At 71.6% G+C, this 24,963-nt stretch carries 25 protein-coding genes and 1 tRNA gene; 11 read left to right on the top strand and 15 right to left on the bottom strand.

Going from position 1 to position 24,963, the window contains the following annotated elements:
- Window positions 1–28 precede the first annotated feature (28 nt).
- Both PX701_RS10550 and PX701_RS10545 read left to right on the top strand, forming a co-directional pair.
- Window positions 29–1,438: an aspartate aminotransferase family protein gene (locus PX701_RS10550; RefSeq protein WP_231432131.1), complete on the top strand. Its 1,410-nt coding sequence runs from the start codon at window positions 29–31 to the stop codon at window positions 1,436–1,438.
- A 238-nt stretch (window positions 1,439–1,676) separates the two neighbouring features.
- Window positions 1,677–3,251 carry a flavin monoamine oxidase family protein gene (locus tag PX701_RS10545; protein WP_275506254.1) on the top strand — a complete coding sequence of 525 codons (1,575 nt, stop codon included), beginning with the start codon at window positions 1,677–1,679 and terminating at the stop codon, window positions 3,249–3,251.
- Here PX701_RS10545 and PX701_RS10540 read toward each other — a convergent pair.
- The 7 genes from PX701_RS10540 to PX701_RS10510 form a co-directional block, all read right to left on the bottom strand.
- Entirely contained in the window at window positions 3,133–3,897 is a 765-nt protein-coding gene (locus PX701_RS10540; protein WP_275506253.1) for a Pr6Pr family membrane protein, read from the bottom strand. The genes PX701_RS10545 and PX701_RS10540 overlap by 119 nt on opposite strands.
- A 43-nt stretch (window positions 3,898–3,940) precedes the next feature.
- Complete coding sequence (locus PX701_RS10535; protein WP_275506252.1) at window positions 3,941–4,741, bottom strand: amino acid ABC transporter ATP-binding protein; 801 nt, start codon at window positions 4,739–4,741, stop codon at window positions 3,941–3,943.
- The gene (locus PX701_RS10530) at window positions 4,728–5,390 is read right to left on the bottom strand and encodes an amino acid ABC transporter permease (RefSeq protein WP_231432133.1); all 663 of its coding nucleotides are present in this window, start codon (window positions 5,388–5,390) and stop codon (window positions 4,728–4,730) included. The genes PX701_RS10535 and PX701_RS10530 overlap by 14 nt, the downstream gene beginning before the upstream one ends.
- Before the next feature lie 102 nt (window positions 5,391–5,492).
- Window positions 5,493–6,314 (bottom strand): amino acid ABC transporter substrate-binding protein, encoded by an 822-nt coding sequence (locus PX701_RS10525; RefSeq protein WP_231432134.1) that lies wholly within the window; start codon window positions 6,312–6,314, stop codon window positions 5,493–5,495.
- A gap of 224 nt (window positions 6,315–6,538) precedes the next feature.
- Window positions 6,539–8,077 (bottom strand): aldehyde dehydrogenase (NADP(+)), encoded by a 1,539-nt coding sequence (locus PX701_RS10520; RefSeq protein WP_275506251.1) that lies wholly within the window; start codon window positions 8,075–8,077, stop codon window positions 6,539–6,541.
- A gap of 9 nt (window positions 8,078–8,086) precedes the next feature.
- A complete protein-coding gene (locus PX701_RS10515) occupies window positions 8,087–9,283 on the bottom strand; it encodes an acyl-CoA dehydrogenase family protein (RefSeq protein ID WP_231432136.1) in 1,197 nt (398 codons plus the stop codon).
- Window positions 9,284–9,335: 52 nt separating this feature from the next.
- The gene (locus tag PX701_RS10510) at window positions 9,336–10,502 is read right to left on the bottom strand and encodes a CaiB/BaiF CoA transferase family protein (RefSeq protein WP_231432137.1); all 1,167 of its coding nucleotides are present in this window, start codon (window positions 10,500–10,502) and stop codon (window positions 9,336–9,338) included.
- Between the two features lie 117 nt (window positions 10,503–10,619).
- Here PX701_RS10510 and PX701_RS10505 point away from each other — a divergent pair, with 117 nt between their 5' ends.
- Both PX701_RS10505 and PX701_RS10500 read left to right on the top strand, forming a co-directional pair.
- Window positions 10,620–11,381 (top strand): FadR/GntR family transcriptional regulator, encoded by a 762-nt coding sequence (locus PX701_RS10505; protein ID WP_231432138.1) that lies wholly within the window; start codon window positions 10,620–10,622, stop codon window positions 11,379–11,381.
- Window positions 11,371–12,201 (top strand): cache domain-containing protein, encoded by an 831-nt coding sequence (locus PX701_RS10500; protein WP_275506250.1) that lies wholly within the window; start codon window positions 11,371–11,373, stop codon window positions 12,199–12,201. The genes PX701_RS10505 and PX701_RS10500 overlap by 11 nt, the downstream gene beginning before the upstream one ends.
- A 5-nt stretch (window positions 12,202–12,206) precedes the next feature.
- Here PX701_RS10500 and PX701_RS10495 read toward each other — a convergent pair whose 3' ends face one another.
- Complete coding sequence (locus PX701_RS10495) at window positions 12,207–13,301, bottom strand: sensor histidine kinase (RefSeq protein WP_275506787.1); 1,095 nt, start codon at window positions 13,299–13,301, stop codon at window positions 12,207–12,209.
- A 14-nt stretch (window positions 13,302–13,315) separates the two neighbouring features.
- A complete protein-coding gene (locus PX701_RS10490) occupies window positions 13,316–14,026 on the bottom strand; it encodes a response regulator transcription factor (RefSeq protein ID WP_231432141.1) in 711 nt (236 codons plus the stop codon).
- An 86-nt stretch (window positions 14,027–14,112) separates the two neighbouring features.
- Between PX701_RS10490 and PX701_RS10485 the strand changes: the two genes are divergently transcribed.
- The 3 genes from PX701_RS10485 to PX701_RS10475 all read left to right on the top strand — a co-directional run bounded on the left by PX701_RS10485 (window position 14,113) and on the right by PX701_RS10475 (window position 17,221).
- Window positions 14,113–14,760: a M15 family metallopeptidase gene (locus PX701_RS10485; protein ID WP_275506249.1), complete on the top strand. Its 648-nt coding sequence runs from the start codon at window positions 14,113–14,115 to the stop codon at window positions 14,758–14,760.
- Between the two features lie 165 nt (window positions 14,761–14,925).
- Window positions 14,926–16,290 carry an NAD-dependent succinate-semialdehyde dehydrogenase gene (locus PX701_RS10480; protein WP_231432143.1) on the top strand — a complete coding sequence of 455 codons (1,365 nt, stop codon included), beginning with the start codon at window positions 14,926–14,928 and terminating at the stop codon, window positions 16,288–16,290.
- Window positions 16,291–16,429: 139 nt separating this feature from the next.
- Window positions 16,430–17,221, top strand: coding sequence for a tyrosine-protein phosphatase (locus PX701_RS10475; protein WP_231432144.1), 792 nt, complete (start codon window positions 16,430–16,432; stop codon window positions 17,219–17,221).
- A 73-nt stretch (window positions 17,222–17,294) separates the two neighbouring features.
- Here PX701_RS10475 and PX701_RS10470 read toward each other — a convergent pair whose 3' ends face one another.
- Window positions 17,295–17,666 (bottom strand): iron chaperone, encoded by a 372-nt coding sequence (locus tag PX701_RS10470; protein WP_275506248.1) that lies wholly within the window; start codon window positions 17,664–17,666, stop codon window positions 17,295–17,297.
- 148 nt (window positions 17,667–17,814) lie between these two features.
- Between PX701_RS10470 and PX701_RS10465 the strand changes: the two genes are divergently transcribed.
- The 3 genes from PX701_RS10465 to PX701_RS10455 all read left to right on the top strand — a co-directional run bounded on the left by PX701_RS10465 (window position 17,815) and on the right by PX701_RS10455 (window position 20,295).
- Window positions 17,815–19,344, top strand: a complete 1,530-nt coding sequence (locus tag PX701_RS10465) for an APC family permease (protein WP_275506247.1) — start codon at window positions 17,815–17,817, stop codon at window positions 19,342–19,344.
- A 120-nt stretch (window positions 19,345–19,464) separates the two neighbouring features.
- Window positions 19,465–19,737 (top strand): acylphosphatase, encoded by a 273-nt coding sequence (locus PX701_RS10460; RefSeq protein ID WP_231432147.1) that lies wholly within the window; start codon window positions 19,465–19,467, stop codon window positions 19,735–19,737.
- Between the two features lie 198 nt (window positions 19,738–19,935).
- Window positions 19,936–20,295 (top strand): SPW repeat domain-containing protein, encoded by a 360-nt coding sequence (locus PX701_RS10455; RefSeq protein ID WP_231432149.1) that lies wholly within the window; start codon window positions 19,936–19,938, stop codon window positions 20,293–20,295.
- Window positions 20,296–20,397: 102 nt separating this feature from the next.
- Here the strand turns inward: PX701_RS10455 and rplA are convergent, their stop codons facing one another.
- The 5 genes from rplA to PX701_RS10430 form a co-directional block, all read right to left on the bottom strand.
- Window positions 20,398–21,087 (bottom strand): 50S ribosomal protein L1, encoded by a 690-nt coding sequence (gene rplA, locus PX701_RS10450; RefSeq protein ID WP_231432150.1) that lies wholly within the window; start codon window positions 21,085–21,087, stop codon window positions 20,398–20,400.
- A gap of 147 nt (window positions 21,088–21,234) precedes the next feature.
- Window positions 21,235–21,663 (bottom strand): 50S ribosomal protein L11, encoded by a 429-nt coding sequence (rplK, locus tag PX701_RS10445; protein WP_149160049.1) that lies wholly within the window; start codon window positions 21,661–21,663, stop codon window positions 21,235–21,237.
- Between the two features lie 152 nt (window positions 21,664–21,815).
- On the bottom strand, window positions 21,816–22,742 hold the full coding sequence (nusG, locus tag PX701_RS10440; protein WP_231432152.1) for a transcription termination/antitermination protein NusG: 927 nt from the start codon (window positions 22,740–22,742) through the stop codon (window positions 21,816–21,818).
- Between the two features lie 61 nt (window positions 22,743–22,803).
- On the bottom strand, window positions 22,804–23,079 hold the full coding sequence (gene secE / locus PX701_RS10435) for a preprotein translocase subunit SecE (protein WP_231432154.1): 276 nt from the start codon (window positions 23,077–23,079) through the stop codon (window positions 22,804–22,806).
- A 40-nt stretch (window positions 23,080–23,119) separates the two neighbouring features.
- Window positions 23,120–23,192: transfer RNA gene (locus PX701_RS10430), tRNA-Trp, on the bottom strand.
- 182 nt (window positions 23,193–23,374) lie between these two features.
- On the opposite strand from PX701_RS10430, the gene dgt reads away from it, so the two are divergent.
- Complete coding sequence (gene dgt, locus PX701_RS10425) at window positions 23,375–24,892, top strand: dGTP triphosphohydrolase (protein ID WP_231432155.1); 1,518 nt, start codon at window positions 23,375–23,377, stop codon at window positions 24,890–24,892.
- Window positions 24,893–24,963: the final 71 nt, after the last annotated feature.

Raw genomic sequence — 24,963 nt, 5'->3', positions numbered from 1 at the left:
CGGCGAACGACTGAACGAGGCATCCGAAATGACCGACACCCTCACCGACGGGCCCGCCTACACCGACCGCCAGGGGTCCGTGCACCAGCTCCCCGACCCCGCCGCCGACGCGCAGGTGCGCGCCGACGACCGGGCCCACGTGTTCCACTCGTGGAGCGCGCAGGCCCTCATCGACCCGCTGCCCGTCGCGGGTGGCGCCGGCGCCACCTTCTGGGACTACCAGGGCGACGAGTACCTCGACTTCTCGTCGCAGCTCGTGAACCTGAACCTCGGCCACCAGCACCCCGACCTCGTGACGGCGATCCAGCAGCAGGCGGCCCGCCTCGCGACGATCCAGCCGTCGATGGCGTCCGACGTGCGCGGCGAACTCGCGCGCCGCATCGCCGAGGTCGCCCCCGGCGACCTCGACAAGGTGTTCTTCACGAACGGCGGCGCCGACGCGAACGAGTACGCGGTGCGTCTCGCACGCGGCGTCACCGGTCGTCGCAAGGTGCTGTCGATGTACCGCAGCTACCACGGCGGCACCGCGACCGCGATCTCGCTCACGGGCGACCCGCGCCGCTGGGCGAACGAGCCGAGCGACGGCAGCGTCGCGCACTTCTTCGGCCCGTACGAGTACCGCTCGTCGTGGGGCGCGACGACCCCTGCCGAAGAGGCGCAGCGCGCGCTCGCGCACCTCGAGCAGGTCATCGTGCTCGAGGGCGCGTCGACGATCGCCGCGATCATCATGGAGACGATCGTCGGCACCAACGGCGTGCTCGTGCCGCCGCCCGGCTACCTCGAGGGCGTGCGCGCGCTGTGCGACAAGTACGGCATCGTGTACATCGCCGACGAGGTCATGGTCGGCTTCGGCCGCGTCGGCGAGTGGTTCGCCGTGAACCACTTCGGCGTCACTCCCGACCTCATCACCTTCGCGAAGGGCGTGAACTCGGGCTACGTGCCGCTCGGCGGCGTCGTGATCTCGCAGAAGATCGCCGCGCACTTCGACACGGTCGCGTTCCAGGGCGGGCTCACGTACTCGGGCCACCCGCTCGCGTGCGCCCCGGGCGTCGCGACGTTCGAGGTGTTCGAGCGCGACGGCATCCTCGAGCGCGTGCGCGACCTCGGCGAGCGCGTCGTCGGCCCGCGCCTGCGCGAGATCGCCGCGAAGCACCCGTCGGTCGGCGAGGTGCGCGGCCTGGGCCTCTTCTGGGCCATCGAGCTCGTGAAGGATGCCTCGACCCGCGAACCGCTCGTGCCGTTCAACGCCGCCGGCGCCGACGCGGCGCCCATGGGCGCCGTCGCAGCCGCGTGCAAGCAGGCCGGACTGTGGCCGTTCATCCACTTCAACCGCATGCACGTCGCACCGCCGCTCGTGATCAGCGAGGAGGAGCTGGTGCGCGGCCTCGACATCATCGACGAGGCGCTCACCGTCGCCGACGGCCACGTCACCGCGTGACCGAACCCGGTCGGTCGAGGAGCGAAGCGCATCGAGACCACCGCCCCGGATCGCCCGCATCTGCATGGATGCGGGCGATCCGTCGTTCTGCGGAAAGTTGCAGGACCATTCGGCCGGCACCGCCCACGAGCGGGGTGGTCGTCTCCTGATCCTGCAGCTTTTCGGCGAGCACGTCTCCGCACGCGTCCTCCTTCGTCGGGCGCTCCTCGATGAGCCGACACCCGGATAGCCTGAGAGCATGCGTGAGCGAGGCGGCGGGGGCGGCGTGAGCCGGCGCGGGTTCCTCGCCGCGGCGCTTTCCGGCACCGCCGCCGTCGTGCTCGCGAGCTGCACCGGGCCCGAGCCGAAGCCCTCCCCCACTCCCACTCCCACTCCGACGCCGACGACGCCCGCCCCGACCGCGACGCCCGGCGGCGTGCCGCTGCCGACGGCGATGCGCCGCTCGCGCTGGGCGGCCGACCCGTTCGCCCGCGGAGCATTCGGCTTCCGCGCCGTCGACACCACGCCCGGACTGCGCGAGGCGCTCGCCGAACCCGTCGGCGACCGGCTCTGGTTCGCCGGTGAGGCCTGTTCGCCCGATGCCCCCGGCACCCTGCACGGCGCACTGCGCTCGGGCGTGGATGCGGCAGCCTCCCTCATGGCCGTGTCCGAGCCCGGCGAACGCGTCGCCGTGATCGGCGCCGGCCTCGCCGGTCTCGCCGCCGCCCGCGAACTCGATCGCGGCGGTTTCGAGGTCATCGTGGTCGAGGCGCGCACGCGGATCGGCGGACGCATCGAGACCGTCGGCGACGACGCCTTCGGGCGGCCGGTCGAGCTCGGCCCGCTCTTCGTCGGCGACGACGCCGCGCTCGCGCGGCTCCTCGACGAGGCATCCGTCACGACCGTGCCGTTCACCGCACGCACCGAGACCCGCTCGCTCGACGGGCGCACCGTCGCGGTGCCCGCGACCGGCCCCGACGCGGTGGCCGCCGCGCACGCGTGGGCGGCTGAGCAGCCCGACGACGTCTCGCTCGCCGCCGCGCTCATGGGCGCCGGCGAACTCCCGCCGAAGGACGGCGACACCGACGGCGTCGACGCCGGCGAGTGGCTCAGCCACACGGTGCGCACCGGCGTCGAACCCTTCACCGGGGCCGGCTCGACGGTGGTCTCCGCGAACACCGATTTCGCCGCGCTCGCCGCGACCCCGCGCAGGCTCATCACCGGGCGGCTCTCCGACGTCGCCGACCTGCTCGCCGAGGGCCTCGACATCGCCGTCGGCAGCGCGGTCACCCGCCTCGCCGCGACCGATCGCCGCGTCTCGCTGCGGCTCGACTCGGGCGAGTCGGTGTCGGCCGACCGGGCCGTCGTCGCCGTGCCGCTCGGCGTGCTGCAGTCCGACGCGTTCGAGTTCGACCCGCCGCTGCCCGCGGGGCACCGCCGCGCGCTCGACGAGCTCCGCACGGGCGCGGTCGACCTCGTCTGGCTGCGCTTCGACGAGGCGTTCTGGCGACCCGAGCAGCCCGGATCGGGCGAGACGACGGGCGACGCCTCCGCCTCGGCGCCCGACCTCTACACCGTCGTCGGCGTCGGCACCCAGGTCTCCGCCTGGATCGACCTCGGTGCCGCGAACGGCTATCCGAAGCCCGACCCTGCCGAGGTCGACGGCGGCGAGGCGACCGGCCCCTTCGGCGGCGGCCCGCCCGTGCTCGTCGGCATCATCGCTGCCGCGCAGGCTCGCCTGCTCGACGACCTCGACGACCAGGCGTTCCAGTCCGCGGTGCTCGACGACCTCGCTCCCTTCGCGACCGCCCCGCCCGCTGCAGCCACCGGTTGACCGCGACGAGCCCCGCCGTGAGCGTCACGAAGATCACGAGCACGAGGGCGCAGTAGAGCGCGACCCCGACCGGTCCGCCGACCTGCGCCTCGTCGAGGAAGAAGTACGGGTACCAGCCGACGTCGGCGCCGCGGGCGAGCGTGTAGACGAGCCACGCCGACGGATACACCAGCACCCACCCCACCGTCGACCACGGCACGGGCGGGTTGACCGCGATGATGCTGTCGGCCGTCCATGCGATCACGGCGAGGGCGGGCACGACGAAGTGCAGCAGCGTGTCGGACCAGGGCACGTCGACCCGGTAGTCGTGCGTCGACGCCTGCGTCACGATGAGCGCGAACACGATGCCCGAGACGAGCACGTACACCGTCACCATCGTGCGGACGATGCCGAGCCACGGCGGGTCGCGCGGCGCGAGCAGGGCGAACGCCCCGGCCACGCCGAGCGTCGCGACCGCCGCGAACGCCGACTGCACGGTGAAGTAGCTGAAGAAGTTCGCCGTCGCGAAGAAGCGGAAGCCCAGCACGTACTGGAAGTTGCCGATGAGCGCGATCACCTCGAGCGCCGCGATGAGCAGCCGGAAGACGCCGAGCGCGCGACGCGCGCGCACCACCCCCAGTCCGTTCGGGGCGGGCGAGCCGGGCATGCCTCCACGCTAGCCCGCCGTCGCCCGACCGGCCGACGCCGGCTCAGTCGAGCGGCCGCAGGATGCGCTCGAGGAACCGCTTGGTGCGCGGCTCGCGCGGGTTCGAGAACAACTCCTTCGGGGCGCCGCGCTCGACGACGACGCCGCCGTCCATGAACATGACCTCGTCGGCGGCATGCCGCGCGAAGCCGAGCTCGTGCGTGACGACGACCATCGTCCAGCCCTCGTCGGCGAGCTCCTTGATGACCTGCAGCACCTCGCCCACCAGTTCGGGGTCGAGCGCGCTCGTCGGCTCGTCGAAGAGCAGCAGCTGCGGCTTCAGCGCGAGCGCGCGCACGATGCCGACCCGCTGCTGCTGCCCGCCCGACAGCTCGAACGGGTAGGCGTCGCGCTTCTCGGCGAGGCCGACGCGTTCGAGCAGTGCGGATGCCTCGGCCACCGCCTGCTCGCGCGGCACCTTCTGCACGCGCAGGGGCCCCTCGATGACGTTCTGCAGCACCGTCATGTGCGGGAACAGGTTGTGCTGCTGGAACACCATGGCCGAGCGGTCGCGCAGCGCGTACCGCTCGGACTTCGAGATCGGCTTCGAGAAGTCGAGCGAGGGTCCGCCGGCGATCGACACGGTACCGCCGTCGGGCGTCTCGAGGCCGTTGAGCGAGCGCAGCACGGTCGTCTTGCCCGAGCCGCTCGGGCCGATGAGCACCACGACCTCGCCGCGGCGCACCTCGAGGTCGATCGAGCGCAGCACCTCGTTGTCGCCGAACGACTTGCGGATGCCTCGGGCCTCGAGCAGCACGCTGTCGTCGGGCGTCTCGACGGGGGCGAGCGGGTCAGTGGGCGACATAGCGGTCCAGCCTCTTCTCGACGAGGTTCTGCGCGCCCGAGAGCACGAAGCAGAAGATCCAGTAGATGAGCGCCGCCTCCATGTAGATGAGGAGGAACTTCTGGCTGAACGCCGCGATCTCCTGGGCGACCCGGAACATCTCGGTCACGAGGATGGTCGAGGCGAGCGACGTGTCCTTCACGAGCGAGATGAAGGTGTTCGAGAGCGGCGGCACCGAGACGCGCGCCGCCTGCGGCAGGATGAGCCGCCGGAGCGTCGTGCCGGGCGACATGCCGATCGTGTACCCGGCCTCCCACTGCCCCTTCGGCACCGAGAGGATCGCCGCCCGGATCACCTCGGCAGCGTACCCGCCGACGTTGAGCGAGAACGCGATGATCGCGCTCGGCCACGGGTCGATCGTGATGCCGACCGACGGCATGCCGTAGAAGATCACGAAGAGCTGCACGAGCAGCGGAGTGCCGCGGATCGCCGAGATGTAGAACCGTGCGATGCCGTTCAGCACCCGGTTCTTCGAGATGCGCATGAGCGCCATGCCGAGCGCGATCACGAGACCGAGCGCGAACGACGCCAGCGCGAGTGGGATGGTGCCGGTCAGCCCTCCGAGCAGGAGTGGCCAGAACGAGTCGAGTACGAGCTGCCAGTCGGGCATCGCTTCACCGCCTTCGAAGTACGGCGGATGCCGCGTCACCCCATGATTCCACTCGGGAACCGGGGGCGGAACGCGACATCCGCCGGATCGTGCAGAGCGTCGTTACTGCGAGACGTCCTCGCCGAAGTACTTCTCGCCGAGCTCGGCGAGCACGCCCTCCTCGCGGAGCTCCGCGAGGGCGCCGTCGACGGCCTTCACGAGGGCGGCCTTGTCCTTGGTGAACGCCAGCGCGCTCTCACTCGGGTCGGTCTCGGCCGCGACGGCGAGCTTCGCGTCGGGGGTCTGCTTGACGTAGTCGAGGTAGGTGAGCTTGTCGTTCACGGTCGCGTCGACGCGGCCCTGCTGGAGGAGGGCGACGGCCTGCGCCCAGCCCTCGACGGCCTCGACGTTCGCGCCCGCGTCGACCGCGAGCTGGTAGAAGTTGCTCGTGAGCGACTGGGCGGTCGTCTTGCCCTTCAGGTCGTCGAAGCTCGTGATCGACGTGTCGCCCTCGTTCACGACGACGACGCTCGGCGAGACGGTGTACGGCGTCGAGAAGAGGTAGCTCTCCTCGCGCTCGGGGTTGATCGAGACCTGGTTCGCGATCACGTCGAAGCGGCCCGCGTCGAGGCCCGCGAAGATCGCGTCCCACTGGGTCTCCTGGAACTCGACCTTCAGGCCGAGCTTGTCGGCGACGGCCTCGGCCACCTCGACGTCGTAGCCGACGAGGTCGCCGGCACCGCCCTCGTGGTAGGTGAACGGCTTGTACGTGCCCTCGGTCGCGACCGTGAGCGTGCCCGGGGTCACGAGCCCGTACTCGTCGCCCTTGCCCGAGGCGTCGTCGCTCGACGCCGGGGCACCGCTCGAGCACGCTGCGAGCGCGACGACGGCGAGGGATGCGGCCGCGAGGCCGAGCAGGGTGCGGGCGCGAGGGGCGCGTGACATGTGGTGCTCCGTTCGTGGGGAGGGGTGCGACCGCGAGTCTGCGGCGTCGATGCGGTCGAGTCCATCACGACACCGACCGCAAGGTGAAACGGCGTTACCCCGCGTTGCATTCCCACCCGGCGTCGGGCGAGCAGCGTGCGACGAAGGCGGGCGCCACTCGGGACCACGCGCCCGGTGGTCTCGATGCGATCCTTCGTCGCTGGGTTCGATCGGGCGCTGCGCGCCTACTCGACCCGGCGCTCGACCGACGAGCTCGGAACGACGAGCGCACCGTCCTCGCGGCGGGGCACGCCGAGCGGGTTGCCGTCGGCGAGCTCGGGCGGCAGCACCGCGGCGGGGGCGTCCTGCCAGGTCGCCGGGGTCAGCCAGCGGCGGATCGCCGTCGCCCCGACCGACGTGTGCACCGACGCGGTCGTCGCGGGCCAGCCGCCTCCGTGGTGCTGACCCCACGCGATCGCGACGCCAGTCGGCCAGCCGTTGAAGACGAGGCGGCCTGCGACGCGCACGAGGCGGTCGGCGAGCGCGGCGACGTCTTCGCCGGGCGCGTGCTGGATCGATGCCGTGAGCGAGCCCTCGAGCACGTCGAGCGCGGCGGCGAGCTGCTCGTCGGAGCCGTACCGCACGAGCACGGTGTGCGGCCCGAAGCACTCCTCGAGGAACGTCTCGTGCGCGGCGACGAACGCACCCGCCGTGGTCGCGACGACGACCGGCGCCGCGATATCGGCGGCACGCTCCCCCGCGAACACGACCTCGGCGTCGTCGCGCTCCGCGAGCGCGCCCGAGCCCCGGTCGAACGCGGCGGCGATGCCGTCGGTGAGCAGGCGCTGCGGAGCGGCCGCGCCGAGCGCGTCGACGAGCGCCGCCTCGAACCCGGCGCCCTCGGGCACGAACACGAGGCCGGGCTTGGTGCAGTACTGCCCGCCGTCTCGCGTGAACGAACCCGCGAGGCCCGCCGCGACGCCCGCGACCTCGGCAGGCGTCGCAACCGCGGCGCGCGTCACGACGACGGGGTTGATCGAGCCGAGCTCGCCGTAGAACGGGATGGGCGCGGGCCGGCCGTTCGCGAGATCGAACAGCGCCCGACCGCCGCGCGTCGAGCCGGTGAAGCCGACCGCGGTCACCCGCGGGTGGGCGACGAGCTCGGTGCCCTGCTCCATGCCCTCGACGAGCTGCAGCGCGCCGACGGGCCCGCCCGCCGACGAGAGCGCCGAACGCGCGATCTCGGTGATCCGGCGCGAGAGCCGCGGGTGCCCGGGGTGCGCCTTCACGACGACGGGGCAGCCGGCCGCGAGCGCCGAGGCGGTGTCGCCGCCGAGCACCGAGAACGCGAACGGGAAGTTCGACGCCGCGAACACGGCGACGACGCCGAGCGGCCGCAGCATGCGCCGGAGCTCGGGCCGCGGCGGCACGAGCGACGGGTCGGGCGAATCGATCGTCGCCTCGAGGTACGACCCCTCGTCGACGACGTCGGCGAAGAAGCGCAGCTGCGTCGCCGTGCGGGTGACCTCGCCGTTCAGGCGCGCCGCCGAGAGGTGGGTCTCCTCCGCGGCGAGCGCGACGAGCTCGTCGCGGTGCGCCTCGACGCCGTCGGCGATCGCGCGCAGCCAGCGGCCTCGATCGGCGCGGGTCGCGACATCCAGCCCGGATGACGCGGCGAGCGTCACCGCCAGCTCGACCTCGTTCGCCGCCGTCAGTCCGACCCGGTCGTCACCGAGCGCCCGCTCGCCGCGCGGCGCGATGCCCGAGGCATCCGTGTTCGTCATCGCCGGCCCCTAGAACGCGTTGAGGCCCGTGAGGGCGCGACCGAGGATCAGCTGGTGGATCTCGTCGGTGCCCTCGTACGTGCGCACGGACTCGAGGTTGGCCGCGTGCCGCATGACCGGGAACGCGTTCGTGATGCCGTCGCCGCCGAGGATCGTGCGCGCCTGATGGGCGATCTCGAGCGCCTCGCGCACGCTGTTGAGCTTGCCGACCGAGATCTGCGCCGGCGTCAGCGTGCCGGCCTCCTTGAGGCGGCCGAGGTGCAGGGCGAGCAGGGTGCCCTTCTCGACCTCGAGGAACATGTCGGCGAGCTTCGCCTGCGTGAGTTGGTTGGCGCCGATCGGCTTGCCGAACACCTCGCGCGTGATCGACCGGTCGAGGGCGACCTCGAGACACGAACGCGCGGCGCCCATCGCACCCCAGACGATGCCGTAGCGGGCCTCGTTGAGGCAGCCGAACGGGCCCGACAGCCCGGCCGCGCCCGGCAGGATCGCGTCGGCCGGCAGGCGTACGCCGTCGAGATCGATGTCGCACTGCACGCTCGCACGCATCGAGAGCTTGCCGTCGATCGCAGTGGCGGTGAAGCCGGCGGTCGAGGTCGGCACGATGAAGCCGCGAACCGCGCGCGCGCCCTCGCCGTACTCGCCCGACGGGTCCTCGACGCGCGCCCACACGACGGCGACGTCGGCGAGCGCGGCGAGGCCGATCCAGCGCTTGGCGCCGTCGATGACCCACTCGTCGCCCTCGCGGCGGGCGACCGTCGACATCGCGGCGGGGTCGCTGCCGCCCTGCGGCTCGGTGAGCGCGAAGCATCCCACGAGCTCGCCGGCGGCCATGCCGGGCAGCCACTGCTGCTTCTGCTCCTCCGAGCCGTACTTGTAGATGGCGCTCATCGCGAGCGAGCCCTGCACCGACACGAAGGTGCGCCAGCCCGAGTCGGCGGCCTCGAGCTCGAGGCAGACCAGGCCGTACGCGACGGCGCCGGCCCCGGCGCATCCGTAGCCCTTCAGGTGCATGCCGAGGAAGCCGGCCGCGCCGAGCTCGGGGATGAGCTCCTTGCGGAAGTGCTTGTTCTCGAAGTCCTCCTCGATGATCGGCAGGATGCGCTCCTGCGCGAACCCGCGGGCCTTCTGCTGCCAGCCGCGCTCCTCTTCCGTGAGCAGCGCGTCGAAGTCGAAGACCTGGTCGATGCGGGGTGCGGTCGTCATGGGGGTTCCTCTCGGTGGGTCGCGGTGGTCGGGCAGCGCTCGCGCGCTGGGGCTATTCGGCGGGCCCGCGCCAGTCGGCACCGGAGTGCTCGTCGAGCGCGGGCGGCGGGGTCAGGTAGCGGGGGGATGACTCGGCGAGCCCGATCGGGTTCGCCACGGTGCGGCTGTGCCCGAGCTCGACGACGGGGTCGAGGCCGAGCGCGTCGGCGAAGGCGATCGCCTCGGCGACGTCGTTGACGAGCCCGGCGGGCACTCCGGCGGCGCTGAACGCCTCGACCCAGTGCGCGGCCGGCGCGGTCGCGAGGGCCGCCTCGAGCTCGGCGCGCAGGTGGTCGCGGTGGGCGACGCGCGCCTCGTTGGTCGCGTACCGCACGTCGGCGGCGAGCGACGCCGCCTGCGGGGATGCCTCGGCGAGCAGCCCTACGAGCGCGCCGAACTGCTTGTCGTTGCCGACGGCGATGACGAGGTCGCGATCGGCCGCCGGGAAGACGGCGTACGGCGCGATCGACGGATGCGCGTTGCCGAGCCGGCGCGGTGCCCGCCCGGTCGCGAGCGTCGAGCCCGCCTGGTTCGTGAGCGCGGACAGCAGGCTCTGCAGCAGGTTCACCTCGACGAGCTGGCCTCGGCCGGTGCGGTCGCGCTCGCGCAGCGCGAGCAGGATGCCGGCGAGCGCGTTCTGCGCGCACAGCACGTCGACGAGCGCGACACCGGCCTTCGCGGGCTCGCCGTCGGGCTCCCCCGTGATCGACATGAGGCCGCCGACTGCCTGCACGAGCAGGTCGTAGCCGGCGAGCGCCGCCCCCTCGCCCGCGCCGAAGCCGGTGATCGAGCAATAGACGACGCGGGGGTTCAGGGCGCGCACCTCGTCGTAGGAGAGCCCGAACCGCGCCATCACGCCGGGCCGGAAGTTCTCGATCACCACGTCGGCCGATGCCGCGAGCCGGCGCGCCTCCGCGGCATCCGCCTCATTCGTGAGGTCGAGCGCGACCGAGCGCTTGTTGCGATTGACGCTGCCGAAGTACGTGGCCATGCCGCTCGCGTCGACGGGCGGCCTCCAGTGCCGGGTGTCGTCGCCGGCCGGCGGTTCGATCTTCACGACGTCGGCGCCGAAGTCGGCGAGCATCATGGTCGCGTACGGGCCGGCGAGCACGCGGGAGAAGTCCGCGACGCGCAGCCCGTCGAGCACGCCTCGGGTCGTCGCCTCGGGTCGCTCGCTCATGATCCATCCGCCTTCGCATGTGCCCGGCCGGTCGGCCGCACGTTCATTCATCCTATAGTGAATCTTTTTTGCGCGCGCCGCCACTCGGCCGCCGCACCCTCGACTATCGTGAACCCCATGGAATCGAGGGTGGGCCCGGGCGCACGCGAAGCCGTGTTCGCCCAGCTCGCCGATGCGGGTCGTGCCGAGCAGGTCGCGCAGCGCCTCACCGACGGCATCGTGCTCGGAGTGCTCGACCCCGGTGAGCGCCTGCCGAGCGAGCCCGAGCTCGCCCGCCGCTTCGGCGTCGCCCTCATCACCGTGCGCGAGGGCCTCGGCATCCTCCGCGAGGCCGGGCTCGTCGAGACCCGCCGCGGCCGCGACGGCGGCAGCTTCGTCGTGCACGACGACGCCGAGCACCGCACGATCATCACCGCACGCCTGCGCGCGCTCGCTCAGGTCGAGCTCAGCGACATGACCGTGTACTTCGGCGCGATCCTCGCGGGCGTCGCCGAGCGGGCGGCCGAACGCGCCTCCGACGCCGACGCCGAGCGCCTCGCCGGCTGGCTCGACGCGGCCGACTTCGGGGCGGCCGCGTCGGCCCGCACCAATCAGGGCGGGTTCTTCCTCGAGCTCGCCGTGCTCAGCCAGTCGGCGCGGCTCGTGCGCGAGCAGATCCGCCTGCAGGCCGAGTTCGGCCCCCTGCTGCTGCTCGGTCTCGACGACGACCGGGAGCGCGTGGACGCCTCGGCGGCGAACCGCCGCATCGTCCGCGCGGTCGCCGCCCACCGGCCCGCGAAGGCGCGCGAGGCGGCCGGCGCCCTGGTCGGCTCGCTCGCGACCCACCTGCTGCAGGCGAAGGCCCGCGTCGAACGAGGAGGTGCCCTCGATGAGCGCTGACCACGACCGCTCGCCGAGCCCGTCGAGGCGCGGCGCCCGCGAGGCCGCCGACGCCGTCGCCCGGCTCTTCGACGGTGCCTTCGACCTGCTCGCCGAGTGGCGCTCGCCCATCGAGCAGGCGATCGCGCCCGGCATCCGCGCCGTCGCCGACCGCACCGCGCTGGAAGCCGAGCGCGTCGGCCGGCCGGGCGAGCGGCCCGCCGCCGACGCCGCCGTCGGCGAGGTGCGCCCCGCCGAGCTCGACCAGGTCGTGGCCGGACTCGTGCTGCCGCGCCTGACCGAGCCCGAGGCCCTCCTCGTCGGCGCCGGGTTCATCGCCGACGGCGAGATCGTGCGGGGGCGCGACGTGCACTTCGCGTGGTGGCTCGGGCCGCTCGACGACAACCCAGTGCTCGGCTCGACCGACGCCCCCACCCGCCTCGATCTGTCGACGCGCGGGTACACCGAGTACCTCCGCGACTTCCGCGCGCTCGAGTGGTACCGCATCCCGGCGACGACGCGGCACGCGCACGTGACCGGCCCCTACGTCGACCACCTGTGCACGTGCGACTACATCCTCACGCTCACGATGCCCGTGCACGCCCCCGACGGCGAGCGCATGGTCGGCGTCGTCGGCGCCGACATCTCGGTCCGCCGCCTCGAGCAGGAGCTGCTCCCCCGCTTCCTCGCGGTCGACGCCCCGCTCGCCCTCGTGAACGCCGACGGTCGCGTCGTGCTGTCGACCGACCCCGCACTGCAGGTCGGTCAGCTCGCGGATGCCTCCGCCGCGGCATCCCTCGAATGCCCGGGCACCCCGTTCCGGGTGCTCGTCGGCGACTAGCCCCGTCAGGCGCCCGATCGCGAGCCGTCGCCGACGGCGCCGTCGGGCGCGGCCGGCAGGCGCACGACGACCCGCAGGCCTCCGCCGGGTCGCGCCTCGATCGCGAGCGCTCCGTCGTGCGCCTGCACGATGCTCTTGACGATCGCGAGCCCCAGCCCGACGCCGGCGTGGTCGTCGCGGATGCGCTCGGTGCCGCGCTGGAACGGCTCGGTGAGGGTCGCCACCGACTGCGGGCTCAGGTGCGGGCCGGTGTTCTCGACCGTGAGCGCGACCGAGTCGGTCGCGGCGGCCGCGTCGATCCGCACGGTGCCGCCCTCGGGGACGTTGTGGACGATCCCGTTGTGCACGAGGTTCGTCGTCAGCTGCAAGAGGAGCGCCGGCGACCCGAGCGTCGGTGCGACGTCGCCCGCGGCCTCGATGCCGACGCCGCGCGCCTCGGCGATCGGGAGGAGCGTCTCGACGGCCTCCTCGGCGAGCAGCGACAGGTCGACCCGCTCGCGGCTGAACGAGCGGCGGTCGGCGCGGGTGAGCAGCAGCAGCGCCTCGGTGAGGTCGATCGCGCGGGCGTTCACGATGCGGAGGCGTTCGAGCAGCACGTCTCGGTCGGCCGCCGGATCGTCGGCGACGTCGAGCAGGGTCTGCGTGATCGCGAGCGGCGTGCGCAGCTCGTGCGAGGCGTTCGCGGCGAAGCGCTGCTGCTCGGCGACGTGCGCCTCGAGCCGGGCGAGCATGTCGTCGAAGCTGTCGGCGAGCTCGCGGAACTCGTCGCGGCGGCCCTCCATCTCGATGCGGTGGCCGAGCGCCCCGGTCGCGGTCTTGCGGGTCGCCCTCGTGATGCGCGTCAGCGGCGCGAGCATGCGGCCGGCGAGCACCCAGCCGCCGAGCAGCCCGAACACGAGCAGGAAGAGCAGTGCCCAGCTGACCGCGGGTGCGAACGCGCGCACGAGGTCGTCGCGACCCGGCATGAATCCCTCGCGCGTCGCGACCGCGTCGGCGGGCACGTACCGCAGCAGGTAGGCCCACACCACCGCGAGCAGCAGGGCACCGGCGACCATGAGGAAGCCCGCGTAGCTGAGGGCGAGCTTGAGCCGGACGCTCATGCCCGGTGCGCGCGTCACGATCGCCGCTCCCCCGCCCCGGTCCCGCCGGTATCGTCCGCACCGCCGCCGACGTCGATGCGGTAGCCGACGCCCGGCACCGTCGCGATGACCCACGGTTCGCCGAGCCGCTTGCGCAGCGCCGAGACGGTGATGCGCACGGCGTTCGTGAAGGGGTCGGCGTTCTCGTCCCACGCCCGCTCGAGCAGCGCCTCGGCACTGACGACGCCGCCCTCCGCGGCGACGAGCACCTCGAGCACCGCGAACTGCTTCCTCGTGAGTGCCACGTACCGTCCGTCGCGGTAGACCTCCCGGCGGAAGGGGTCGACGCGCAGGCCGGCGATCTCGCGCACCGGCGGCCTGGCGTGCGCGCGCCGCCGGTCGAGCGCCCGCAGCCTGAGCACGAGCTCCTTCAGCTCGAAGGGCTTCGTGAGGTAGTCGTCGGCGCCGAGCTCGAAGCCGGTGGCCTTGTCGTCGATGCGGTCGGCCGCGGTGAGCATCAGGATCGGCATGCCGCTGCCCGAGGCGACGATGCTCCGGGCGATCTCATCGCCCGAGGGCCCCGGAACGTCGCGGTCGAGCACGGCGATGTCGTAGGCGTTGACGCTCAGCAGCTCGAGCGCGGTGTCGCCGTCGCCCGCGAGGTCGGCGGCGATCGCCTCGCGGCGGAGCCCGTCGCGGATGGCCTCGGCCATGAAGGGCTCATCTTCGACGACCAGTACCCGCATGCCCCCATGCTAGGAGCGAGCGCATATCGCCGGCGTATCGGATTCCGCAGACGCTCTCGCAACACCGCGCCGCCTTGACTGGCCGCATGCACTCCCAGCGATCAGCTTCAGCGCGTCGGCGCCGCGTCCGGCGGGCCCGACGTGCCTTCGCGGCGCTCGTCGTCGCCCTCGCAGTCGTCGCCGCCGCAATGGCCGGCAGCCTCGTCATGCAGTCGATCTCCTCATCGGCCCAGCCCGTCGGCGGCGGGCACGACGCGGCATCCACGGGCGACGGCGGCGACGCGACGGGCGAAGCCGCCGGCGACCTCCCCGACGGCGCCACGCCCTTCGACGAGTACCCGGCGATCACCCGCCTCGACCCGGCGCTCCTCGACGCCCTGCGCCGGGCCGCGACGGATGCCGCGGCCGAGGGCATCGAGTTCCGCGTCAACAGCGGCTGGCGCTCACCGGCGCATCAGGACCGCCTGCTCGACGAGGCCGTCGCCGAGTACGGCTCGGAGACCGAGGCGGCGCGCTGGGTCGCGCCGCCCGAGAAGTCCGCCCACGTGTCGGGCGACGCCGTCGACCTCGGCGACTACGACGCCGTCGACTGGCTCGCCGAGCGCGGGGAGGCCTACGGACTGTGCCAGGTGTACGACAACGAGGCCTGGCATTTCGAGCTGTTCGCCGATGCGCCGGACGTCGGCTGCCCCGGCAAGTACTTCGACCCGACCGAGGATCCGCGCATGCAGTGAGCGCGAGGCTGGGCATCCCCTGCGACCGGGTCGAGAAGAATCATCCGTTGTTATATCTTTGACGACGAGCGTCTGCACCGCGGCATGCGCCCAGCCTTCGACAGGCCAGGACCCTCCGACAAGCTCAGGGAACATCCCGCGGTGCACCCGAGAAGGAGAAACCCCATGCCCTATGCCGTGACCAATCCCGCCACCGGCGAGGTCGTCAAGAGCTTCGACACCATCACCGACGACGGTCTGCAGGCCGCGATCGCCTCGGCCGCCGAGGCGCACCGCACCTGGTCGAAGAACTCGACGGTCGCCGAGCGCGCCGCCCTCATCCGCCGCGTCGCCGAACTGCACAACGAGCGCGCGCAGGAGCTCGCCGAGATCATCGTCCGCGAGATGGGCAAGCCCATCGAGCAGGCCGTCGGCGAGGTCGAGTTCGCCGCCGCGATCTACGAGTACTACGCCGACAACGCCGAGTCGCTGCTCGCCGACGAGAAGATCGACCTGCTCGCGGGCGAGGGCTCGGCCCTCATCCGCCGCTCGTCGCTCGGCGTGCTGCTCGGCATCATGCCGTGGAACTTCCCGTACTACCAGGTCGCCCGGTTCGCCGGCCCGAACCTCATCATCGGCAACACGATCCTGCTGAAGCACGCCGAGCAGTGCCCCGAGTCGGCCGCCGCGATGGAGCAGATCTTCCTCGACGCCGGCTTCCCCGAGGGCGCCTACGTCAACATCTACGCGTCGCACGCGCAGATCGAGACCGTCATCGCCGACCCGCGCGTGCAGGGCGTCTCGCTCACCGGCTCCGAGCGCGCCGGTGCGATCGTCGCCGAGATCGCCGGTCGCCACCTCAAGAAGGTCGTGCTCGAGCTCGGTGGTTCCGACCCCTTCATCCTGCTCTCGACCGACGACCTCGACGCGACCGTCGACGCCGCCGTGCTCGCCCGCGTCGACAACAACGGCCAGGCCTGCAACGCGGCCAAGCGCTTCATCGTCGTGGAGGACCTCTACGAGCCGTTCCTCGAGAAGTTCACCGCCAAGATGAACGAGGTCGAGGAGGGCGACCCCTCGAAGGAGGGCACCGCCCTCGGCCCGCTCTCGTCGGCCAAGGCCGCCGAGGGGCTCGCCGAGCAGGTCTCGCGCGCCGTCGCTCAGGGTGCGACCCTGCACTCGGGCGGCACCAAGAACGGCAACTACTACTCGGCGACGATCCTCACCGACGTCAAGCCGGGCTCCGACGCCTTCCACGAGGAGTTCTTCGGCCCGGTCGCGCAGGTCTTCAAGGTCGCCGACGAGAACGCCGCCGTCGAGCTCGCGAACAACACCCCGTTCGGCCTCGGCTCGTACGTGTTCACGACCGACCAGGACCAGGCGCTCCGCGTCGCCGACAAGATCGAAGCCGGCATGGTCTTCGTCAACCTCGTCGCGGCCGACGGCGCCGAGCTCCCCTTCGGCGGCGTGAAGCGCTCGGGTTCGGGCCGCGAGCTCGGCCGCTTCGGCGCCGACGAGTTCGTCAACAAGAAGATGATCCGCATCGGCTGATCACCCGATTCGCATGAAATCCGGATGCCTCGGGGCCACGCGCCCCGAGGCATCCGTCGTCTCCCGCCCGGGTGTCGCTAGGATGCCGAACGGCGGTCGCCTTTCGCGTCGCCGCAACGCTGCACGAACTGGGGGAACTGTGAGCATCGACGGCCTGGTCAACTTCCGCGACACGGGCGGCATGCCGCTGCAGGGCGGCGGCACGACGCGAAGCGGCGTGCTCTTCCGCTCCGCCGCACTCTCCGCGCTGAGCGCGCAGGGGCTCGACGAGCTCGCGGCGACGCAGGTCGGCGTGATCGTCGACTTCCGCACGCCCGCCGAGCGCGAGTCAGCACCCGACCTCGTGCCCGACTCGCGCCCGTTCTCGGTCGTCGACCTCTCGATCCTCGAGGGCGCCGTCGCCGATTCGATGCAGCAGCTCATGAAGGGCGGGGCCCCGTCGGCCGCCGAGACGACGGCCGCCATTCCGTCGCTCGGCGACCTGTACGTCGGCATGCTGCAGCACGGCGGCGCGGCGTTCGCGCGCGTCGCCCGGCTCATCGCGGCGTCGAACGACGCCGCACCCACGGGCGTGCTCGTGCACTGCACCGCCGGCAAGGACCGCACCGGCGTCGCGACGGCGCTCATGCTCGACGCCGTCGGGGTGGAGCGCGACGCGGTCGTCGCCGACTACGCGGCATCGCAGGCCAACCTGTCGGGCGCGTGGGCCGACGGCATGCTGCACATGGTGGCCTCGTTCGGCATTCCGCTGACCCCCGAGCTCGAGACGCTCGTCACCGGCACCCCGCCCGAGGCCATCGAGGCCGCCCTCGGCTGGATCGACCGCGAGCACGGCGGCGCAGCCGGATATCTCGGCGCCGCGGGCCTCGCCGACGACGAACTCGGCGCGCTGCGCGCCCGCCTCACCGCGGAGGTCGCCGAGGCCGCGTAGACGAGGTCGACCGACCCCGCGGAGACGGGGTCGACCGACGGATGCCCGGGCGAGCGCCCGGGCATCCGTCGTCTCAGCCCCGCTTCTTGTCGAGCTGCGCGTCGATCTGCGCGATGCGCTCGCCCAGGATGCGGCGCAGCAGGTCGTCGGGCACGGGATGCTGCGCCGTGAACTGGAGCGCACCCGGCGACCAGTTCAGTCCGGCGGCGTCGAGTTCGGTCGCGAGGCCCGGCAGGATCTGCCCGCTGAACGGGTAGAGGCCCAGGTGCTTCTTGGCCTCGAGCGCCGCGACGAGCGCCTTGCCGCGGTGCAGCAGGGCCGGCATGCCGTAGCTCTCACCCTCGGTCGCGTCGGGCGAGAGCTCACGCGCGACGGCGATCACGTGCTCGAGCGCGACGCGGTTCTCACCGTCGATCGCGGCCAGGTAGTCGATGACGGTTCCCATGTCGGCATCCTGCCACGGCGCCCCGCCGGAGGCATCCCGATTAATCATCTAGTGCTATAGCTTTACTGCCGCAGGTATGGCTAAGCTGTCCCGGTACCGTGCGCCCGAGGGGGGCGGGCGCGAGATCAGCGTCGATCGAAAGGGCGACATGTCGCAAGAAACCACCCCGCCGAACCACCTCGGCGACGACGAGCACCTCGGGGTCCTCGGCTACGAGGGCTCCTTCAACCGCTCGATGAGCCTCTGGGCGAACTTCGCGCTCGGCTTCACCTATCTCTCTCCCCTCGTGGGCGTGTACTCGCTGTTCGCGCTCGCCCTCTCGGTCGGCGGTCCGCCCTCGATCTGGTGGATCGTCATCGTCGGCGCCGGGCAGCTGCTCGTGTCGCTCGTGTTCGGCGAGGTCGTCTCGCAGTACCCGATCCACGGCGGCATCTACCCGTGGGCCCGGCGGCTCTGGGGTCGTCGCTACGCCTGGATGGCCGCATGGGTCTACATCTGGGCCATGATCGTCACGATCACCGCGGTGTCGGAGTACGGCTCGGGCTTCCTCGCGAGCCTGCTCGGCATCGAGATCACGCCGATGTCGACGCTGCTGCTCACGCTCGGCCTGCTCGTGCTCGCCCTGGTCTTCAACTTCTCGGGCACGAAGACCCTCGCCCGGGTCGCGCAGATCGGCCTCGCCGCCGAGCTCGTCGGCGTCATCGGCGTGGGCCTGTACCTCCTGATCTTCCAGCGCAAGCAGGAGTTCGGCGTGTTCTTCGACACGATGGGCGTCGAGGGCGACGGCAGCTACGCGGCGGCGTTCCTCGGCGCCGCGCTCGCGGGCCTCTTCCTCTTCTACGGATTCGAGGCCTGCGGCGATGTCGCCGAAGAGGTCGCGAACCCGGCCCGCCGCATCCCCAAGGCGATGATCATGACGATCCTCGTCGGCGGCGTCTCGGCGCTCTTCTCCTTCGGCGGTTACGTGCTCGCCGCGCCCGACCTCGCGTCGATCGTCGCCGGCGACGACATGGACCCGATCCCGGGCATCCTCGAGGCGACCCTCGGCCCCGTCGGTGCGAAGGTCTTCCTCGTGGTCGCGGTCACCGCGTTCATCAGCTGCGTGCTGAGCCTGCAGGCCGCCGCGAGCCGTCTGCTCTACTCGTTCGCCCGTGACGGCATGATCCCGGGCCACCGCTGGCTCTCGAAGGTCTCGCCCCGCAGCAAGGTGCCGACGAACGCCCTCATCGTCGCGTGCACGATCCCGGTCATCCTCGCGGTGCTCATCTACTTCGAGGCGACACTGCTCACCGCCGTGACCTCGTTCGCGGTGCTCGGCATCTACGTCGCGTTCCAGATGGTCGTGCTCGCGGCCCTGCGCCAGCGACTCAAGGGGTGGAAGCCGGCCGGCCCGTTCTCGCTCGGCGGACTCGGCCTGATCGTGAACATCGTCGCCCTCGCCTACGGTGTCTTCGCGATGATCCTGCTCGCGACGCCGGGAACGAGCGGCACGTTCTTCACCGACTGGATCGTGCTCATCGGCCTCGGCGTCGTCGTCGTGAGCGGCCTGCTGTATCTCTTCATCGCCCGCCCCGACCGCAAGTCCGACGCCCCGGCGGGCGATGCGATCGCGGTCGCCGACGAGATCCGCGCCCGCACCGGCGCCGTCGCCGCGGTGAACGCCCCGACGGCGGGCTGACCTCCGCCCGCTCCTCCACTCCGGGGGTGCATCTCCGCCGTGCCCAGGCCGTTCGAGGGCTCGAATCAGCGGGAAGCACCCCCGGAGTGCGTTCGCTCACCGCGCGTGTATGGTGAGCGGGTGATCCGTCGGCACGTCATCGTGAGCGGCGCCGTGCAGGGCGTCGGCTACCGCTACCTCGCACGCAAGCACGCCGAGCGCCTCGCGATCACCGGCTGGGTCCGCAACCTGCCCGACGGCACCGTCGAGGCCGAGGTGCAGGGGCCGTCGCGCGCGGTCCGCGAGATGATCCGGCGGCTCGAGCAGGGCCCGCCCGGCTCGCAGGTGACCGGCGTCGCGGTCGACGAACTCGAGCCCCGCGACGACGACGATGGCTTCCTCATCGTGCGGTGACCCACGATCGAGCGGGCCGAGCCCGCTCGTCGAGGGCCCGACGCCGAGCCGGGGTGTCCTGCTCGCGGCCGGCGCCGCGCACGAGGCATCCCGGGGCGTCTCGACGCCGCTCGAGACATATTGACCGGACGATCGGTCGGGAATACCGTTGAATCGACCCCCTGATCGGGAGCCACCACCTTGAGGAGGCTGGTTTCTATGAAGAAGTGGACTCGCTGGGAGGACTGGGTCGCGATCGCCGCGGGTGCAGCCGCGATGATCTCGACGCTGTTCGTTCCCCCGATGGGCGCCTCGGTCGCCCTGATGCTCGTGCTGGGCGCCCTGCTGGTCGTCTCCGGAGTCGTGAACCTCGCCGCACCCGGCCTCGTCGCGATGGAGTACATCCAGGCGGCACTCGGCGCGCTGCTCCTCATCTCGCCGTGGATGGGCGGCTACGCCGACCCCATGACGTTCGGGGCCGCCTGGATGTCGTGGATCTGCGGTGCGGTCGCGCTCGTCGCCGCCGTGCTCGCCATCCGGCCCAGCATGCAGGCGCACCACGACGCGCTCCCGCACTGACCCGACCGCTCCCGAGAGGGAACGACGAAGGCCCCGCCGGCGAACCGGCGGGGCCTTCGTGGATCTCGAGACGCGCCGTGCGCTCCTCGATCACCGAGTGGGTCAGATGGCGTTGACGTCCAGCGGGATGCCGGGGCCGAACGTGGTCGACACGGCGCCCTTCTGGATGTAGCGGCCCTTCGAGCTCGACGGCTTGAGACGCATGACCTCTTCGAGGGCGGCCTTGAGGTTGTCGTCGAGCTGCTCGGCCGAGAACGACGACTTGCCGACGACGAAGTGCACGTTGGCGTGCTTGTCGACGCGGAACTCGATCTTGCCGCCCTTGATGTCGGAGACGGCCTGGCCGACGTTCGGGGTGACCGTGCCGGTCTTCGGGTTCGGCATCAGGCCGCGCGGGCCGAGCACCTTGCCGAGACGGCCGACCTGGCCCATGAGCTCGGGGGTCGAGACGGCCGAGTCGAACGCGGTGTAGCCCGCGGCGACCTTCTCGATGAGCTCGGCGCCGCCGACCTCGTCGGCGCCGGCCGCGATGGCGGCCTCGGCCGCGGGGCCCGTCGCGAAGACGATGACGCGGGCGGTCTTACCGGTGCCGTGCGGGAGGATGACGGTGCCGCGCACCATCTGGTCGGCCTTGCGGGGGTCGACGCCGAGCTTCAGCGCGACCTCGACGGTCGAGTCGAACTTCGCCGAGCCGGTCTGCTTCGCGAGCGCAACCGCGTCGGTCGGGGTGTAGTACTTGCCGGCCTCGATCTTCTCGGCCGCGGCCCGGTAGGCCTTGGACTTCTGTGCCATGTTGGTTCTCCTTGCGAGAGTGTGGTCATCGCGCCTGGCGGGCGCTGCCACGAATGAGAGTTCTGAAGACGGATGCCTCGGCCGAGGCATCCTGCCCCGGTGGTCGAGTCGCGCGAAGCGCGGAACGAGACCCCGGGACGACCGGCCTTATTCGACCGTGATGCCCATCGAGCGAGCGGTGCCCGCGATGATCTTCGACGCGGCGTCGAGGTCGTTCGCGTTGAGGTCGACCATCTTCTGCTCGGCGATCGCGCGGACCTGGTCCTGCGTGAGCTTGCCGACCTTGGTCGTGTGCGGGACGCCCGAGCCCTTGGCGACGCCGGCGGCCTTCTTGATGAGCTCGGCGGCGGGCGGGGTCTTCAGGACGAAGGTGAAGGAGCGGTCCTCGTAGACCGTGATCTCGACGGGGATCACGTTGCCGCGCTGCGACTCGGTCGCCGCGTTGTAGGCCTTGCAGAACTCCATGATGTTCACGCCGTGCTGACCCAGCGCCGGACCGATGGGCGGTGCGGGGTTGGCGGCGCCGGCGTTGATCTGAAGCTTGATCAGACCAGTGACCTTCTTCTTCGGTGCCATGATTTCTCTCTTTCTGTTCGAACGCCCTGGCGGGCACTCTCCCGTCGCTCCGGCGGTTCCGGAGGGCGGTGGTTCGTGCGGGTTCGGCGGGGCCGAACGCAGCACAACCCTCCGAGTATACCGGAGGGTCGGCTGTGGAGCTTCTGGGGATCTTAGAGCTTGGTGACCTGGTCGAAGCTGAGCTCGACGGGGGTCTCGCGCTCGAAGAGCGAGACGAGCACGGTGAGCTTGCCGCTCTCGGGCTTGATCTCGCTGATCGTGCCGGGCAGGCCCGCGAACGAGCCGTCCTTGATGGTGATCGTCTCGCCGATCTCGAAGTCGACCTCGGCGGGGATCTGACGGGCTGCGCCGGACGCGGCACCGGCCTTCGCACCCTTGGCGGGCGCGACGTCCTTGGGCTCGACGAGGCTCTTCAGCATGCCGAAGGCCTCTTCGAAGCGCAGCGGGGTCGGGTTGTGCGCGTTGCCCACGAAGCCGGTGACGCCCGGAGTGTGGCGGATGACCGACCAGCTCTCCTCGTTCAGCTCCATGCGGACGAGCACGTAGCTCGGGATGCGCACGCGGGTGACCATCTTGCGCTGGCCGTTCTTGATCTCGACCACGTCTTCCATCGGCACTTCGACCTGGTAGATGTAGTCGGCCATCGCCATCGACTCGCGGCGCTGCTCGATGTTCGCCTTCACGCGGCGCTCGAAGCCCGCGTACGAGTGGATGACGTACCACTTGCCCGGGAGGAAGCGCAGCTCGTTGCGGAACTCCTCGTACGGGTCGAACTCGCTGTCGGCCTCTTCTTCGACCGCCTCGAGTGCGGCCTCGGCCTCTTCGGGCGAGTCGATGTCGAGGGCGTCGTCGACGACGGCGTCGGCCTCGGGGTCGCCCGCCTCGGCGATCGCGTCGAGGACCGCCTCGAGGTCGATGTCGTTGCCCTCGTCGTCGACGAGGTGCACGGCACGGTGCTCGGCCGGCTCCGAGGACTGCTCCTCGTGCTCGTTGACGCTGCCCGTCTGCGCCTCGTCGTCTTCAGCCGACTGCTCGGCAGCCGTAGCCCAGTCGACGTCGTCGCGCTCAGTCCTTGACACTTCTCGATCCTTCTCTTCGTGCGCCCCCGGCGCCCAGCGGGTCGTGCGGCCGAAGGCCCGATCAGACCCCGGTCGTTCCGAAGACGTACAGCACCAGCCATCCGAACAGCTGGTCGAGGCCCCAGACGAGCGCCATCATGATGATGACGAACACGAGCACCACGACCGTGAAGCTGACAAGCTCCCTCCGCGTGGGGGTGACGACCTTCTTCAGCTCAGCGATGACCTGCCGGATGAACAGGGCGATGCGCGAAAAGGGGTTCCGACGCGCTGCGCGATCGCGCTTCGCGTTGGCGACGACGTCCTCACTGGGTTCGTCGATAACTTTTCGTGCCACCTCGTACACCTTTCGTGGGCCGGCAATCACTGCCGGCTCGCAGGGCGGACAGGACTCGAACCTGCAACCTGCGGTTTTGGAGACCGCTGCTCTACCAATTGAGCCACCGCCCTAGGGCCCCGCTTGCACGGGACGCCTCGGAATCGCCAGCCCGGCTCCGCTTCACACGACCGCAACGAAACTCGATTCGATCGAGTCGCGATTTCGGGCGCAGTGAATCTTTGCCGAGGCGAGCAACCTCCATCAGTGTAGGCGACGCGAGCGCCTCGCGCGAACCGACGCCTACATTGGGACCATGAGCCCCGACCGCGCCGCCCGCCGCACCCCCGAGCCGAGCTCGAGCGTCGAGGTCGTCGGCGAGCACTCGCAGTTCCGTCTCGACCTCGAGCGCATCCGGTTCTCCCCCTACTTCTCGCGGCTGTCGGCGGTCACGCAGGTCATCGCGCAACCGGGCGCCGGCCCCCTCATCCACAACCGGCTCACCCACTCCATCAAGGTCACCGCGGTCGCACGCGCGATCGCGGTCGGCTTCGCGGACGCCTCGTCGCCGGCGCACGCGCTCGCGACGGAGCACGGCTGCGACGCCGTCGTCGTCCAGGCGGCGGCGAGCGCGCACGACCTCGGGCACCCGCCGTTCGGGCACCTCGGCGAGCGCGTGCTCGACCGCCTCGCCCGCGAGACGCTCGACCTCCCCGACGGATTCGAGGGCAACGCGCAGAGCTACCGCATCATCGCCACCCTCGACGTGTGCGCGGCCGCGCCGCACGGCCTCAACCTCACGTCGGCGGTGCGGGCGGCCGTCGCGAAGTACCCGTGGACCCGGTTCGCCTCGCCGGCGCCGTTCGCCGACGGCGGGCTGCCGCGCGGTTGGCGCCGGAGCGGGGAGAGCGTCGAGGCGGCGAAGTTCTCGGCGTACGACCTCGACGCGGCCGACCTCGCCGAGGCGCGCAGGGGCCTCGCGCCGATGGTGCAGTCGCTCGAGTGCTCGATCATGGACACCGCCGACGACATCGCCTACTCGATCCACGACGTCGACGACTTCTACCGCGCCGGCCTGCTCAGCCAGGGCGCGGTCGCCCGCGAGTTCCGCGGGTGGATGGAGGACTCGAGCGCCCTGCGCGAGCTCGACGACGAGGCCCTCCTGCAGCGCAGCGCGCCGGCGGGCGCCGCCCTCGAGGCACTGCGGCGCAAGCTGCGTCGCTCCGACGCGTGGATCGCCGACGACGACGCGTTCGCGGCCGCGGTCGACGTCGTCGCCGACGACCTCGTCGACGGCCTGCTCGCGACGCCCTTCGACGGCTCGATCGCCTCGGAACGGGCGCTGTCGTCGTTCACGAACCGCTGGATCGGTCACCTCCAGACCTCGGTCGTGCCCGCACCCGACGGCGTCGCCCGCACGGGCCTCGTGACGCTCGACCGGGGCGCCTGGCACGAGGTCGAGATCCTGAAGTTCGTGCACCGGCACTTCATCCTCGACCGCGCCGACATCGCCATGTACCAGCGGGGCCTCAGCCGCGTGCTCACGCGTGCCGTGAAGGGGCTGACCGCCTGGGCGACCGACGAGTACGACCGGCACCGGGTGCCCCAGCGGCTGCGCGAGCTCATCGAGATCGCGACCGACGGCTACGCGCAACTGCGCCGCACGCGCCCCGAGGGAGTGCCGGTGCCCGAGTCGGCCGACCTGCTGCGGCTCGGCGTCGGCCGCGGTGTCGTCGACTACGTCGCGTCGCTCTCCGACGACCAGGCGCTCGCCGTCTCCGAGGCGATCGACGGGCGACCCGACCGGCTCTGGGACATCGGCCAGAACCTCTAGCCCGAGATCTCCGCCACCGCCAGAGCCACGGACGCGAGGCCGCGGCACGGGGCATCCATTCAGACGAGGCA

Origin of the sequence: Agromyces chromiiresistens, from assembly GCF_029167465.1 — a bacterium.
Taxonomy (GTDB): Bacteria; Actinomycetota; Actinomycetes; order Actinomycetales; family Microbacteriaceae; genus Agromyces; species Agromyces chromiiresistens.
This window is presented reverse-complemented; position numbering and strand designations above follow the sequence as displayed.